The 14,677-nt window shown below is 72.7% G+C and carries 15 protein-coding genes; 2 read left to right on the plus strand and 13 right to left on the minus strand.

Annotation, left to right across the window (positions count from 1 at the left end; all coding sequences use genetic code 11):
- Positions 1-492 precede the first annotated feature (492 nt).
- The gene (locus NV263_RS21450; RefSeq protein WP_263248371.1) at positions 493-1,029 is read right to left on the minus strand and encodes an FxsA family protein; all 537 of its coding nucleotides are present in this window, start codon (positions 1,027-1,029) and stop codon (positions 493-495) included.
- Positions 1,030-1,147: 118 nt separating this feature from the next.
- Here NV263_RS21450 and NV263_RS21455 point away from each other — a divergent pair, with 118 nt between their 5' ends.
- Positions 1,148-2,230, plus strand: coding sequence for a GDSL-type esterase/lipase family protein (locus NV263_RS21455; protein ID WP_263248372.1), 1,083 nt, complete (start codon positions 1,148-1,150; stop codon positions 2,228-2,230).
- A gap of 93 nt (positions 2,231-2,323) precedes the next feature.
- Here the strand turns inward: NV263_RS21455 and NV263_RS21460 are convergent, their stop codons facing one another.
- Genes NV263_RS21460 through NV263_RS21475 form a run of 4 tightly spaced genes read right to left on the minus strand, consistent with a single transcriptional unit; the run spans position 2,324 to position 5,731 of the window.
- Positions 2,324-2,764, minus strand: a complete 441-nt coding sequence (locus NV263_RS21460; protein ID WP_263254293.1) for an Lrp/AsnC family transcriptional regulator — start codon at positions 2,762-2,764, stop codon at positions 2,324-2,326.
- A gap of 29 nt (positions 2,765-2,793) precedes the next feature.
- A complete protein-coding gene (locus NV263_RS21465; protein WP_263248374.1) occupies positions 2,794-3,948 on the minus strand; it encodes a M24 family metallopeptidase in 1,155 nt (384 codons plus the stop codon).
- An 11-nt stretch (positions 3,949-3,959) separates the two neighbouring features.
- Positions 3,960-5,186 (minus strand): MFS transporter, encoded by a 1,227-nt coding sequence (locus NV263_RS21470; protein ID WP_263248375.1) that lies wholly within the window; start codon positions 5,184-5,186, stop codon positions 3,960-3,962.
- On the minus strand, positions 5,180-5,731 hold the full coding sequence (locus NV263_RS21475) for a winged helix-turn-helix domain-containing protein (protein ID WP_263248376.1): 552 nt from the start codon (positions 5,729-5,731) through the stop codon (positions 5,180-5,182). The genes NV263_RS21470 and NV263_RS21475 overlap by 7 nt, the downstream gene beginning before the upstream one ends.
- A gap of 97 nt (positions 5,732-5,828) precedes the next feature.
- On the opposite strand from NV263_RS21475, the gene NV263_RS21480 reads away from it, so the two are divergent.
- Positions 5,829-6,767, plus strand: coding sequence for a 5'-3' exonuclease (locus NV263_RS21480; protein WP_317630356.1), 939 nt, complete (start codon positions 5,829-5,831; stop codon positions 6,765-6,767).
- A gap of 7 nt (positions 6,768-6,774) precedes the next feature.
- Here the strand turns inward: NV263_RS21480 and NV263_RS21485 are convergent, their stop codons facing one another.
- From NV263_RS21485 to NV263_RS21520, 8 genes are all read right to left on the minus strand, one after another.
- Entirely contained in the window at positions 6,775-7,302 is a 528-nt protein-coding gene (locus NV263_RS21485) for a DUF4333 domain-containing protein (RefSeq protein WP_263248377.1), read from the minus strand.
- A gap of 81 nt (positions 7,303-7,383) precedes the next feature.
- Complete coding sequence (locus NV263_RS21490; RefSeq protein WP_263248378.1) at positions 7,384-10,152, minus strand: DEAD/DEAH box helicase; 2,769 nt, start codon at positions 10,150-10,152, stop codon at positions 7,384-7,386.
- A gap of 44 nt (positions 10,153-10,196) precedes the next feature.
- Entirely contained in the window at positions 10,197-11,081 is an 885-nt protein-coding gene (locus NV263_RS21495; protein ID WP_263248380.1) for a diacylglycerol/lipid kinase family protein, read from the minus strand.
- A gap of 43 nt (positions 11,082-11,124) precedes the next feature.
- Entirely contained in the window at positions 11,125-11,997 is an 873-nt protein-coding gene (gene tatC / locus NV263_RS21500) for a twin-arginine translocase subunit TatC (RefSeq protein ID WP_263254295.1), read from the minus strand.
- A gap of 109 nt (positions 11,998-12,106) precedes the next feature.
- Complete coding sequence (tatA, locus tag NV263_RS21505) at positions 12,107-12,370, minus strand: Sec-independent protein translocase subunit TatA (RefSeq protein WP_263248382.1); 264 nt, start codon at positions 12,368-12,370, stop codon at positions 12,107-12,109.
- 78 nt (positions 12,371-12,448) lie between these two features.
- A complete protein-coding gene (locus tag NV263_RS21510) occupies positions 12,449-12,649 on the minus strand; it encodes a bacteriophage holin (protein ID WP_263248384.1) in 201 nt (66 codons plus the stop codon).
- A gap of 18 nt (positions 12,650-12,667) precedes the next feature.
- Positions 12,668-13,636, minus strand: coding sequence for a helix-turn-helix transcriptional regulator (locus NV263_RS21515; RefSeq protein ID WP_263248385.1), 969 nt, complete (start codon positions 13,634-13,636; stop codon positions 12,668-12,670).
- On the minus strand, positions 13,633-14,610 hold the full coding sequence (locus NV263_RS21520; protein ID WP_263248386.1) for a helix-turn-helix transcriptional regulator: 978 nt from the start codon (positions 14,608-14,610) through the stop codon (positions 13,633-13,635). The genes NV263_RS21515 and NV263_RS21520 overlap by 4 nt, the downstream gene beginning before the upstream one ends.
- Positions 14,611-14,677 lie beyond the last annotated feature (67 nt).

The raw sequence follows: 14,677 nt of genomic DNA on the forward strand, positions 1-14,677 counted from the left end.
CGCCGCGCCCGGCCACGATCGTCCTGGCGAGCTTACCCGGGCGGTCTCGGCTCCCGACGCGACGCCGACCGACGGGAAAACGCCCCTGTCGAAGCTCCACTGAACAGCCCGAACAGGCGAACGGCGGCACCGCCGACCGCCCCCTCCCGAGACCCCCGCACGGCGCCCCCACGAGCACGCGAGCCGAGCGAGCGTTCGGCCTGGAGGCGGAACCGGCCGCGCCTGAGCGCCGGTCTTCGAACCCGCTCCCGGAACAGGCGTGGCAAGCGGCGCCAGCCGTTTTCTCCTTCGGTGAGTGGTCTCGCAACCGGCACCGCCGCGGGTTCTCCGGTGATCACAGGGGCGCGTCAGCGCATCCGTGGGGGGCGGTGGTCGGGTGAGGGGCGGGCCGCCGAGGTTCCGCTACCGGCAGCGCCACCCACAACGAGTTCGAAGGCAGGCTCTGAGGTCGCACCACCGGCAGCGCCACGCCCGAAGAGTCGAGCACCGGCGCTAGGCGTGCGACGGCCCGCCGGGGCGCCTCGTGCGCGGCAGCTGGGGACCGGAGTGACCGGTCTCGTCATCCTCGGTGACCGAGACCACCTCGCCGTCGATGACGTCGTCACCCGGCGCGGTGGCGCCGTGTTCGCGGTACACCCGCTGTGTGTGCAGCCACACCTGGTCCTGCACGGCCTGCGACCGCTTCTCGGCCGCTCGAACCATGCGCTTGCGCAGCAGCGCGCGCGTGGGCGGGAACAGGCAGACGAGACCGCACACGTCGCTGATGAAGCCCGGGACGATGATCAGCAGTCCGCCGGCCGCGATGAGCACGCCGTCCGACATCTCATGCGCCGGCGGGCGCCGGGTGCGTGCCGCCTCGCGGAATTCACCCAGGGCACGACGGCCCTCGCGGCGCAGCAGCCACGAGCCGAGGAACGCGGCGGCCACCAGCAGCCCGATGGTGGGGAGCACCCCGATCGCGTGGCCGACGGCGACCAGCACGGCGAGCTCGGCGACGACTGCGACGAGGAGCACAACGAACAGCGGCACGACGTCGGAAACCTCCCTGAACGGTTTTCTGCTCAGTCCAACGTGCGAGCGTCCGATTTTGCTCCCGGACTGGCCGAGGTGATGCGAGGCCGTGCGCGGCCGCACCATAGACTTTCCGATGATGCGGGCGCCCACCTCGAAAGCTCTGGTCCTCCTGCTGGTCTGCAGCGCGATCGCGCTCGCGTTCCTGATCAGCGACCAATACCTGCCGAGCCTGCCCCTGCAGCCGAAGCAGCTGCCCGCCGCGGTGGTGACCCTGGGCGACAGCACCCTGTCCGGCGAGGGCGGCGGCAACTACGAGACCGGCACCAACGGGGAGAACGGCGACTGGTGCCACCGTTCCCCGGCGGCCACGGTCAATCAGCTCCGGCTGCCGGCCGGGGTGACGCGCATCAACCTCGCCTGCTCGGGCGCCCAGGCGGACCTGGTCGGTTCCGACCCGGACCCGGCGCATCCGGAGGGGTCGCAGTCGCAACGGCTCGCCGACCTGGCCAAGCGCTACCGCATCACATCGGTGGTCGTGCAGGTCGGCGCGAACGACGATCCGGGCTTCACCGACACGGTCAACCGGTGCGTGGAGGCGTGGGCGCGCCACATCGACGGCGGCTGCGCCGCGACCCTGCGCACCGCGTGGCCGCAGCGGTTGGCGAGCATGAAACCGAAGGTGCTCGATGCGCTGCGGGCCGTCCGGGCGGCCATGGACGGTGCCGGGTACACGCCGAGCAGCTACTCGCTCGTGCTGCAGTCGTACGCCGCGCCGGTGGGCCCGGACATCCGACCCGAACTGCAGAACCTCTCGGGGTGCCCGTTCCTGACCGGCGATCTGCAGTGGATCCGCGACACCGCCGTGCCCCAGCTGTCGGAGGCGCTGCGCGAGGTCGCGCAGCAGGGCGACGCCCGGTTCCTCGACCTGTCCCGCGCGGGCATCGGCCACGAAGCCTGCACCGGCGACCCCCAGAGCGCCGACGGCGAGTGGTTCACGCGGCTGACCGTCGACTGGGACGGGCTGCGCGACGAGCAGCGCGCCCCGCACGCGATGCAGGAGTCCTTCCACGCCAACGCAACCGGCCAGGCAGCACTGGCGCACTGCCTCAGCGAGTTCCTCGGGACCGGCGACCGGCACGCCGTCTGCCTCTCGGACGAGCGCGGGGTGCTGCACGCGATTCCCGCGCACGTGGCGGCACTTCCCGCCCACCCCTGACCGTCGGCCGGTCGACGGCACGACGTCCGACGCCGCCGGTTGCGCATCGCGATGGACGGGCAACCGGCGGCTGCGCGCCGGACGTCGCCGGGCTCAGATCGCCGGCGGGCGGTTTTCGAAGGGGGTGGAGAGCACGACCGTGGTCCGGGTCGAGACCTTGGCGGCCTCGCGGATCTGCCGCAGCAGTTCCTCCAGACCGAGCGGCGACGCCACGCGGACCTGGAGGATGTAGGACTCGTCTCCCGCCACCGAGAAGCACGACTCGATCTGCGGCAGGTGCTCCAGTCGCTGCGGGTAGTCGTCGGGTGCGGCCGGGTCGATCGGGGTCAGCGAGATGAACGCGGTCAGCGGCAGACCGATCTGGTCACCGTCCACTTTGGCCGCATAGCCCTGCAGCGCACCGCGCTGCTCCAAGCGGCGCACGCGCTGGTGCACCGCCGAGACGCTCAGCCCCACGCGCTCGGCGAGATCCGTGAAACTGCACCGCCCGTCCCGCACCAACTCGCGCAGGATGGCGCGGTCGGTGGCCTCCAGCTCACCCGGCGAGCTTGCCGATCTGTCGCTCACGCCGGAAGCACCACCAACTCGTGCGGCTGGTTGTTGACGCTCTCCACGCCGTCCTCGGTGACGATGACGATGTCCTCGATCCGCGCGCCCCAACGACCCTGGTGGTAGATGCCGGGTTCCACGCTGAACGCCATGCCCGGTTCCAGGACCAGCGAGTTGCCGCCCACGACGTAGGGCTCCTCGTGCACGTCGAGTCCGATGCCGTGGCCGGTGCGGTGCACGAAGTTCTCGCCGAACCCGGCGGCGGCGATCGGCTCGCGCGCGGCCGCGTCGATCGACTCGGCGGTCACGCCGGGACGCACCGCTTCCACGGCTGCGCGTTGCGCTTCCTGCAGCACCGCGTAGGTCTCGCGCACGTCCGACTGCGACGGCTCGCCGACGGCGTAGGTGCGGGTGCAGTCCGAGTTGTAGCCCTCGGGAATCGGGCCGCCGATGTCGATGACGACCACGTCGCCCTGCTCGATGACCCGGTCCGAGACCGCGTGGTGCGGGCTGGCGCCGTTGGGACCGGAACCGACGATGACGAAGTCCGCCTCGACGTGCCCCTCTTCGACGATGGCGGCGGCGATGTCCGCGCCGACCTCGGCCTCGGTGCGACCGGCGCGGAGGAACTCGGCCATGCGCGCGTGCACCCGGTCGATGGCGGCACCTGCCTTGCGCAGCGCGTCGATTTCGGCGGCGTCCTTGCGCATCCGCAGTTCGCGCAGGACCGGTCCGGCCAGCACTTGTTCGGCGCCGGGCAGCGCGGCGCGCAGCGGCAACGTGTGCAGCGCGGGCATCGCGTCGGCGACCGCGACGCGGGCGGGCGCCGCCCCGCCGCGGCGCAGCAGATCGGTCACCATGCCGTGCGGGTCCTGACCGTCCACCCAGGTCCTGACCTCGACGCCGAGCTCGTCAGCGGGCACGTCGGCGTACCCGAGCTCCTCCAGTTTCGGTACCAGCAGGACCGGCGGCGCGGTCCGGCCGGCGGCGGGCAGCACCAGGCAGCTCAACCGCTCGAACGACTCCCCGCCGGCGCCGAGGAGGTAGCGCAGATCGGAACCGGGGGAGATCAGCAGCGCGTCGATGTCGGCCGCGGCAGCGGTTTCGGCGGCCCGGGTCAGGCGGGCCGCGAGCACGGTCGGATCCTGCTTCAACGAGACGGTGGCCATAGCCACCAAGCCTAATCCGGGAGTGACCCCGCAACGTTCGCGCGGTCCAACTCCCGCCACCCGCCGAACACCACCGGCGCGACGGCGGCCACCAGGTACAGCACCGCCACTGCCCACAGGGTGGCGACCAGACCGACGCCGTCGACCAGCGCACCACCGAGCAGCGCGCCCAGCGGAGTTCCGCCCATGCTCACCGCGGTCGTCAGACCGACAACCCGGCTGCGCATGGCCGGCTCGACCCGTTCGTAGACGACCACCGCCAGCAGCGGGTTGAGCGCGCCGGACAGCAACCCGGCCACCGCCAGCACCGCCAGCACCGCGGGCAGTCCCGGCCGCGCGGCCAGCGCGACGTACCGCGGGGCGCCGGAGGCCAGCAACGTCAGCACGAAGAGCGGGAACCGGCTGAGCCGATGGCCGAACCAGGAGTAGAGCAGGTTGCCCAGCAACGCGGCTCCGGTGAGCACCCCGGTGATCGCACCGAGGGCGACCGGGCTGCGCAGCACCTCGGCCGCGTAGACCGGGTGGAACACCTCGGTGGCCGCCATGTCCAGCGTGTTGACGAACAACAGCAGCAGCGTCACGCGCAGCAGGAGCCGGTCCCGGACGACCCGCTCCAGACCGGCGCGCAGGTCGCCCAGGTAGGCGGCGCTGCCCGGCGTCGCCGTGGAGCCGGGCACCGAGACGGCGAGGGTTCCCGCGCCGACCAGGAAGAACACCGCGTCGCAGGCCAGCACGGCCGGGCCGGGGAGCACGGTCAGCAGGGCTCCGCCGACCGGCCCGCCGAGCAGCTGCGCCGTCCGCCCCGCAGCGTCGACCGCGCCGGAACCGCGTTCCAGCGGTACCCCCGCCAGCGCGACGAGTTCGGGCACCAACGCCCGGCGCGCGGTCAGACCGGGCGCCCGGCAGGCGCCGACGAGCAGGGCGAACCAGACCAGCTGCCACCCGCGCAGCCCGGCCAGCGCGTGCACCAGCGGGATGGCCACGACGACCGCGGCACCGGCCAGGTCCGAGACCATCGCCGTGCGGCGGCCCCCGAACCGGTCGGCCAGCGGACCGCCCGCCGCGGACAGCAGCACCAGACCCGCCAGTTCGGCGGCGGCGACCACGCCGACCTGCGCCGCGCTCCCGGTCAGTTCGAGCACGAACCACGGGAGCACCAGCAGCGCGATGGTCGTGCCGAGCACCGACAGACCCGTGGACACCCACAGGCCCAGCAACGGCCCGCCGCGGGCTAGCACCGGCCCGGCTCGGGGAAGGCATGGAACTGGACCGCGACCTGCTCGTCCCCGTCCCGCCTCTCGCGGCGGAACTCCGCGAGGAGTTCGTGCATCCGCCGCGTCAGCTCCTCAAGCTCGGCGACGGTCAGCGACAGGGTGGTGTCCGACAGCGCCGTCGCGGCGAGCCACTGCTTCGGCCACCGCTGCCACTCCGCGAGGAAGGCCGCGCTGCGGTGGTAATGCGTGGTGACGACCTCGTGCAGGTAGCCGTCCAGCGGTGTCCGCATCTCTTCGTCCCCGGCGAGTTCGTCGAGTGGCAGCACGGTGTGCTCGTGGACCGCGCGCCACCAGCGTTCACGCCGGTTGCCCCGTGCGGTGTCCTCCTCGATGAAGCCGTGCGCGGCGAGCTGCCGCAGGTGCCAGCTGGTCGTGCCGCTGCGTTCGCCGACCCGGTCGGCCAACTGCGTCGCGGTCGCCGGGCCGTCGGTGCGCAGCAGGCCCAGCAGCCGGATGCGCAGCGGGTGCGCCAGCCCGCGCAGTGCCTTGGAGTCCAGAACCCGATCCACGGCACCGAGAATAGAATCGCCAAGAACTCTCTGCCAAGATTTCTTGGCGGTCTGCCCCTTCGGCGCGGTGGGGGCGTCGGCGTGACAGGCTGGCACCGTGACAGGACCACTCATGCTCATCGACGCCGCCGGTCTGTGGTTCCGCGCCTACTACGCCCTGCCGGACTCGCTGACCGCGCCGGACGGCACGCCGGTGAACGCGGTGCGCGGCTTCTGCGACATGCTGGCCAGGCTGATCATCGACCGCCGCCCGGCCCGGCTGGTGGCCTGCCTGGACAACGACTGGCGCCCGGCGTTCCGGGTGGATGCGCTGCCGTCGTACAAGGCGCACCGGGTGGCCGAGGACGACGCCGAGGCCGAAGAGGTGCCCGACACCCTCTCCCCGCAGATCCCGGTGATCCTGGAGGTCCTGGAGGCGGCCGGGATCGCCACCGCGGAGGCCGAGGGTTACGAGGCCGACGACGTGATCGGGGTGCTCGCCGACCGGGAACGCACCGCGCCGGTGCAGGTCGTGACCGGCGACCGCGACCTGTTCCAGCTGGTGCGCGTCGAGCCGACGCCGGTGCGGGTGGTCTACGTGGGCGGCGGCCTGGCCAAGGCCCAGGACTACGGCCCGGCTGAGCTGGCCGAGCGGTACGCGCTGACGGCCGACCGCGCGGGGGACGACTACGCCGACATGGCGGTGCTGCGCGGCGACCCGTCCGACGGCCTGCCCGGCGTGGCCGGGATCGGGGAGAAGACCGCGGCGAAGCTGATCCGCGAGTTCGGCTCGCTGGAGGCGCTGCTGGCCGCCGCGGAGACCGGCGACCGGCGGCTGACGCCCAGGGTGCGCACCAAGCTCACCGACGCGGCCGACTACCTGGCGGCGGCACCGTCGGTGGTCCGCGTGGTCCGCGACGCCCCGGTGGTGCTGGACCGCTCCGACGACGCGGTCCCCTCGGCGCCCGCCGCCCCCGCCCGCCTGTCCGAGCTCCGCGACGCGTGGGGGCTGGGTGCCAGCGTCGACCGCCTGGTCACCGCGATCACCGGCGGCTGAGCCGGGCTCACTTGGGGTGGCCCACCTCGTAGACGCCCTTGTCGTTCTTCACCGTGACGGTCACCGTCTTGTGCTCGGCACCGATCGACGCGGTGCAGTCGAAGTGGTGCCCCGGTACGACGGGCTGGTCGGGCGGGCAGCTGACCTGGCCGACTCCGCTGAGCCGGTAGGAGTGCTGGAGGATGTCGGTCACGCCTTTCTCGACGCTGCTCGCGTCGAACACCGACCGCACGAACCACCCGGGCGTGACGAACCCGAGCACGAGCACGACGGCGGTCACGAGCACGGCGCCGAGGCCGCCCAGCAGCCAGGGCAGCGGCGACCGCTTCTTCGGCGGTGGTGGCGCGCCGAATCCGGGCGCGGTGGCGAACGGCGGCGGCTGATGCCCCAGGTAGGGGTTTCCGTGCGGCTGCGGAGGTTGCGGTGCGTAGTAGCCAGGCGGTGCCGCGGGATACCCGCCCGGGTGCATCCCGGCTCCCGGGGGTACCTGCCCCCACTGGGGGTAGCCCCCTGCCGGACCGTACGGGCTCGACATCTCAACCTCCGCAACGACGTTCGGCACTGCGCGGTGATGATCCAACCACAGCGCCCACCGCCGCCGCGTCCGCCGGGACGGTCACACCACGCCGGCCGCCACCACACCGCGGCGCACGGCGGTGACCGCCTTGGCCGCCGCCGAACCCACCGGGTCGGCCACGCCGATGACCTCGCGGATCTGGTCGAGCAGGTCGATGACCTGGCGGCACCAGCGCACGAAGTCGCCCGCGGACAGTTCGTGCCCGCTGCTCTCCGCGGCGGTGAGGACCTTCTCCAGCGACTCGCCGCGCGCCCACCGGAACACCGGCCAGGCGAACCCGGGGTCGGGTTCGCGGGTGCGGTCGAGCTTGTGCCGCCGCTCGTCGTCCTCCAACTCCGACCACAGCCGCCACGTGGCCGCCAACGCCTCGCTGACCTGCCCGGACGGCACCTGCGGCGCCAGCGGTCCCTCCCGCCGCGACTCGTACACCAACGAGGACACGACCGCCGCCAGTTCGGCCGGGCCGAGGTCGCGCCACACGCCCACCCGCAGGCACTCGGCGGCCAGCAGGTCCGACTCGCTGTAGAGCCGGGAGAGCCGCCGACCGTGCTCGGTGACGGGTTCCTCGCCGTCGAGCAGCACGTAGTCCCGTTCGGCGAGCAGCGCGATGATCCGGTCGAACGACCGGGCCAGCGAGTGCGTGGTGGTGGCGACCTTGCGCCGCAGGTTCTCGGTCTCGGTGCGCAGGCGTTCGTAGCGCTCCGCCCAGCGGGCGTGGTTCTCCCGCTCGTCGCAGCCGTGGCAGGGGTGCGCGCGCAGCGCGCGCCGCAGGTTCGCCAGCTCGGCGTCGTCACCGGCGTCGGACCGCCGCCGGGAGCGGCCGCCCTGTGCGGTCAGCCCCGTGTTGCGCAGCGTCGACGCGAGGTCGCGCCGCGACTTCGGGGAGCGGGTGTCGACGTGCTTGGGCAGCCGGATCCTGCCCAGCGGCTCGACCGGCGAGGTGAAGTCGGCCACCGACACGCGTCCCGACCAGCGGTCCTCGGTCACGACCAGGGGCCGCGGCTCGCCCATCGGCTCCAGTCCCGGGTCGACCACCACGGCCAGGCCGGAACGCCGCCCCGCCGGGATGGCGATCACGTCGCCCTTGCGCAGCTTCTCCAGCGATCGGGCGGCTTCGGCGCGTCGTGCCGCCCGGTTCTGCCGGGCCAGGTACTTCTCCCGCTCGGCGATGCGGCGGCGCAGCTGGAAGTACTCGTCGAAGTCGCCGAGGTGGCACTGCATCGCCTCGGCGTAGCCCTCCAGCGCCTCGGTGTTGCGCTCCACCCGCCGCGACTGGCCTACCACCGAGCGGTCCGCCTGGAACTGGGCGAACGACTGCTCCAGCAGGTCGCGGGCGGCGTCGCGCCCGACCCGCTGCACCAGGTTGACGGCCATGTTGTAGCCGGGGCGGAACGACGAGCGCAGCGGGTAGGTGCGGGTGGAGGCCAGGCCCGCGACCTGCTTGGGGTCGATGCCCGGCTGCCACACCACGACCGCGTGGCCCTCCACGTCGATGCCGCGCCGCCCGGCCCGGCCGGTGAGCTGGGTGTACTCGCCGGGGCTGAGGTCGACGTGCGACTCGCCGTTGAACTTCACCAGCCGTTCCAGCACGACCGTGCGGGCGGGCATGTTGATGCCCAGGGCCAGCGTCTCGGTGGCGAAGACGGCCTTGACCAGACCGCGGACGAACAGCTCCTCGACGGTCTCCTTGAACGCGGGCAGCAGGCCGGCGTGGTGGGCGGCCAGGCCGTGCTCCAACGCGTCCCGCCACTCCCAGTAACCCAGCACCGCCAGGTCGGACTCGGGCAGGTTCGCGGTGTGCTCGTCGATCACCCGGCGGATCTCGTCCACCTCGGAGTCGGTGGTCAGCCGCAGCCCGGCGCGCATGCACTGGGCGACGGCGGCGTCGCACCCCGCGCGGCTGAAGATGAACACGATCGCCGGCAGCAACCCGGCGGCGTCCAGTCCGCTGAGGATGTCCACTCGGGACGGCGGGAAGAACCGCGGCGGACGCGGCCCCTTCCGCTTCCCGTTCGGCCCGCGGCGACCGTAGGGCAGGTGCACGCGGGACAACTGCTGGGTCTGGCGCACCAGGTTCGGGTTGATCTTCAGCTCGCGGTCCGGGGTCTCCCCGCCGAACAGGTCGTACATCCGGGAACCGACGAGCATGTGCTGCCACAGCGGGACGGGCCGGTGCTCGTCGACGACCACGGTGGTGTCGCCGCGCACCTCGACCAGCCACTCGCCGAACTCCTCGGCGTTGCTGACGGTCGCGGACAGGCTCGCGACCTGCACGTGCTCGGGCAGGTGCAGGATCACTTCCTCCCACACCGCGCCGCGGAACCGGTCGGCCAGGTAGTGCACCTCGTCCATGACCACGTAGCCGAGCTGGTCGAGGCTCCGCGACCCCGCGTACAGCATGTTGCGCAGCACCTCGGTGGTCATCACGACCACCTGCGCCTCACCGTTGATCGAGGTGTCCCCGGTCAGCAGGCCGACCGCGTCGCTGCCGTGGCGCTCGCACAGGTCGGCGTACTTCTGGTTGGACAGCGCCTTGATCGGCGTGGTGTAGAAGCACTTGCGGCCCTCGGTGAGCGCCAGGTGCACGGCGAACTCGCCGACGACCGTCTTGCCGGCACCGGTCGGTGCGCACACGAGCACCCCGTGGCCGGACTCCAGGGCCTGGCAGGCGGTGCGCTGGAAGGCATCGAGCTCGAAGCTGAGCTCGTCGGTGAAATCGGCCAACCTGGGATGGGCGCTGCGGCGCCGGTGCGCCGCATAAGCCTCGGCCGGAGACGTCTTCGCGGGGTTCGAACGGCTTGCAGCCACACCCCCAGGTTTTCATACGCGGGCGACCGGCGTCGCGTACCGCTTCATGTCGGGGCCACCACGGTCAACGCACCCCGCACGGTGCGCGCGGTGAGGGGGAGTCGGACCTGCGGTTCGCCGTCGGCGTAGGCGAGCCAGCCGTTGTCGCCGCCGAGCCGGACCCGGCGGGCGCGCAGCGTGCGCACGGCCGGGTGCTCGACGTGCCTGCCGGTGCGCAGGGTCGGCAGGATGCCCAGGAAGTCGCGGCGGGTGACTCGTCCCACCACGGTCACGTCGAACTCGCCGTCGGCGGTGTCGGCGTCCGGGCACACCGGGATGCCGCCGCCGTAGCAGGCGCTGTTGCCGATCGCCACCAGCGTCGCGTCCAGCTCGGTCACGCACGTCTCGGTCTCGATCCGCAGCGGCATCGCGTGCAGGGCGAGCAGCTCGCGCACCACCGCGACGTCGTACCGGTGCTTGCCGCGCAGCAGGCGCATCCGGTTGGCACGGGCGTTGACGCGCGAGTCGAACCCGGCGCAGAGCACGGTGGCGAACCAACCTCCCCCGGCGACGCGGCCGAGGTCCATGCGCCGCCGCTCGCCGCGCCGCAGCGCGTGCGCCACGACCCGCGCGGCGACCACTGGGTGCGGTGGCAACCGCAGCGCCCGCGCCAGGTCGTTGCCGGTGCCGCTGGGGATGAGCACGAGCGCCGTGTCCGACTCGGCGCACGCCTGCACCGCCAGGTGGGCCATGCCGTCGCCGCCGACCACGGCGAGCACGTCGACTCCGCCGGCCACGGCCTCCGCCGCGGCGGCCGCGGCGGCCGCGGCGTCGGGGGCCAGCACGGTCCGCACGTCGCAGACCGCGCGCAGCTGACCGAGGATCGCGCGGACGACCTCCGCGGTGAGTCCGCCACCGGCCTTGGGGTTGATCAACAGGACACAGCGCACGACGCAGCATCCTGGCCCAACCGGGGGCGGATCCGCCAGTGGCTCAGGTGGCGTCGTCGTGCTGGTGGGACCCCTGCGACGACGTGGTGTCCAGTCGAGACGGCCGGTAGTCGATCTTCGACGGCTCGTCGAGGCCGACCTCCTCCAGCCCCGCGGCGGCGAGCTTCTTCTGCTTGCGCCCGTCGTGGGCGCGGCAGATCGCCATCGCGATGGCGAACAGCAGGCACAGCGCCCCGGCCAGGGCCAGCATCGAGAACGGGTCCTGGCCCGGGGTGGCGACGGCGGCGAACACGAACAGCGCGAAGACCAGGCCGCGCCACCAGCTCTTGAGCTTGGCGTAGCTGAGGATCCCGGCCATGTTCAGCATCACCAGCACCAGCGGCAGCTCGAAGCTGACGCCGAAGATCAGCAGCAGGACCAGCACGAAGTTGATGTAGTCGCCGCCGGTCAGCGCGGTGAAGAACGACCCGCCGCCGAAACCGACCATGAACTTCAGGCCCTGCGGGACGACGAAGTAGGCCAGCACCGCACCGGCGACGAACAGCAGGCTCGCGCAGAACACGAACATCCGCGCGAACTTGCGCTCCTTGTCCAGCAGGCCCGGGGTGATGAACGCCCACAGCTGGTACAGCCAGACGGGGCTGAGCACCACCGCGCCGACCGACAGCCCGACCTTCAGCCGCAGCATGAAGACCTCGAACGGTTTGGTCTGCAACAGCTGGCAGTGCCCGTTCGGGCTCAGCCGCATCTCGGCGGGCAGCGAGCAGTACGGCCCCAGCAGCAGGTCGCCGAGCGTCGGGACGCCGAACGCGGAGTTGGCGAACCACCAGAACCCGAAGATGCCGCCGATGACGACGGCCACCATGGCCACGCCCAGCCGGTAGCGCAGTTCGTAGAGGTGCTCGACCAGGGTCATCGTCCCGTCGGGGTTGTGCCGACGGCCCCACCTGCGGCGATCCGCGCGGAAGGGGTTCAGGCGGCGCAGCGCACTCCCACCCACCGTGTTGTTCCGTCCTCTGCGCTCGTCAGTTGCCGGATTCGTCACGCTGCCGGTCGCGCGCCGGTGGCGTCGTCGACGCGGCCCGTTCGCCGCGGGTCAGCTCCGGGGAGTCCACGCGCTCGGCCCGGGCCCTGGTGGCGGCCTCGTCGTCCTCCTGCATGCCGCGCGCCTCCGCCTTGAACACCCGCGCCGACTGGCCGAGCGAACGCGCCAGCTGCGGCAGCTTGCTGGCCCCGAACAGCAGGACGAGGACCAGCAGAATGACCAAGAGCTCCCAGCCACCTGGCATGAGCACACCCTTTCGTGACGTCCGCTGTCCGCGCCATCGTACGCGGCGGGCATCGCGGGCAAACAGCGCCGATGGGCGTCACCTGCGACGACGTTCGGCGAACGCCACCTTCAGCCCCGCCACCCGCGCCTTGAGCAAGCCCGCCCGGTCGGTGATGTCGGTGGCGACCTCCCGCTGCACCGACCGCAACCGGCGCAGTTCCCGGAGCACCCGGACGGCCACCACCAGGAGCACGACCAGTCCGAGGGCCGCCAGCACGAGACTCAACACATACGGCACCGGATCACCGTATCGGTTTCAGGTGGCCGGGAGGTGACGCGCCCGCGCCAACGCCTCCTCGGCCCTGCGGCGCACGTCGTCGGCGAGGTCCGGCGGGTCGAGGACCTGCGCCTGCCCGCCCAGCCCGAGCAGCAGGCGGACCATCCACGACCGGTCCGAATAGCGCATCCGCACCCGGGTGCGCCCGCCGGACAGCTCGGCCAGCTCGTCGACCGGGTAGTACTCGGCGACCCAGCGCGCGTCGGGTTCCAGCTCCAGCTCGACGACCGGTTGGTCGGGCATCGGCCGGAACAGCCCGGCGGAGACGTCCATCGGCTCGGCGTCCTCGGGCGGCCGGGCGGGCTCGTCGAGCACCGCGGCGTCGTCGACGCGGTCGAGCCGGAACAGCCGCACCCCGCCCGCCGACCGGCACCAGGCTTCCAGGTAGCTGCGCCCGTCGATGATCAGCAACCGCATCGGGTCGACGGTGCGTTCGCTGATCGCGTCCCGCGACGCGGTGTAGTAGCGCATCCACAGCGCCCGGCGCCGGGTCGCCGCGCGCTGCACCGCGGACCGCACCTCGGGCCGCTCGGCGCCGTCCTGCGCGAGCCCGACGACCACCCCCGCCGACCGCGCCTGCCCCGCGGCCTCCTCCACCTTCGCCAGGGCGCGCTGCACCGCGTCGGTGTCCGGGATGCCCGGGGTGTCGGCCAGCGCCCGCAGCGCCACCAGCAGCGCGGTCGCCTCGGAGGTCGTCAGCCGCAGCGGCCGCCGCATGCCCGCGTCGTAGGTGACGGTGATCGTGTCGCTCTCGAAGGACAGGTCGATGAGGTCACCGGGCCCGTACCCGGGGAGCCCGCACATCCACAGCAGTTCCAGGTCGCGGCGCAGCTGCTGTTCGGTGACCCCGAAGTCGGCCGCGGCCTCGGCGATCGGGATGCCCGGCCGGCTCAACAGGTACGGCACCAGGGCCAGCAGCCGGGGCAGCCGCTCGCTGGCGCTGTTCATCGTTCCTCCCGCCGGTCGACGACGTCGAGGTGGATCTCGTGCACGGTCTTGCGCAACGTGTCCGGTTCGAGCACCGCGACGTCCGGGCCGTACCCCGCGATCCACGTGGCCGCGGGCTCCGGGTGCACCAGGTCCACTTCGACCACGTCACCGGGCTCGCCGCCCAGCACCATGCTGTCCACGGTCCGCGCCTGGCGCCGCAGCCCCTGCGCCCGTCCGGCCGCGACCCACAGCCGCGCGGTGGTGCTCGGCGGTGCCTCGCGCTGCTCGCCCGCGACGATGCGCAGCAGGTCGGCGTCCGGTGGCCGCCGCACCTCACCGGCCCGCCCGGCGGTGACGTCCCCGCGGATGCGGGACAGCCGGAAGCACCGGGTGGCCGCCCGGTCGCGGTCGTGCCCGACCAGGTACCAGCGGCCCCGCCAGGACACCACGCCCCACGGTTCGACCGTCCGACGCTGCGCGTCGGGGCTGGTCGGGCGGCGGTAGTCGAACCGCACGACCCGGCCGGTCTGCACCGCCGCCAGCAGCGGCGCGAACGTCGGCTCGGTGGTGCGCACCTTGGGTTCCACGGTCGCCGACGCCCCCTCGTCGACGTCCACCCCGGCCGCCCGCAGCTTCAGCAGCGCGCCGCGCGCGGCCGCGGTGAACTCCGGCGAGTCCCACAGCCGCACGGCCAGCGCCACCGCGGCGGCCTCGTCGGGTTCCAGGTCGATGTCCCCCAGCTCGTAGTCGCGCCGGGCGATCCGGTACCCGTCGGCGGCGTCGAACACCGAGTTGCGCCCGGTCTCCAGCGGAATCCCCAGGTCGCGCAGCTCCGCCTTGTCCCGCTCGAAGGTCCGGAAGAACGCCTCGTCGGTGGGCGCGTCGGCGTAGCCGGGCACGATGGCCCGAATCCGCTCCGCGGTGAGGTACTGGCGGGTCGACAGCAGGCACAGCACCAGGTTCACCAAGCGCTCAGCACGCACAGTGGCCACTTCGAAACTCTAGCTCCACACCGTTCGATCACGTGTTCGGGGGATCCCCCATCCACCCGGCCGGGTG

Origin of the sequence: Saccharopolyspora rosea (assembly GCF_025643595.1) — a bacterium.
Lineage (GTDB): Bacteria > Actinomycetota > Actinomycetes > Mycobacteriales > Pseudonocardiaceae > Saccharopolyspora > Saccharopolyspora rosea.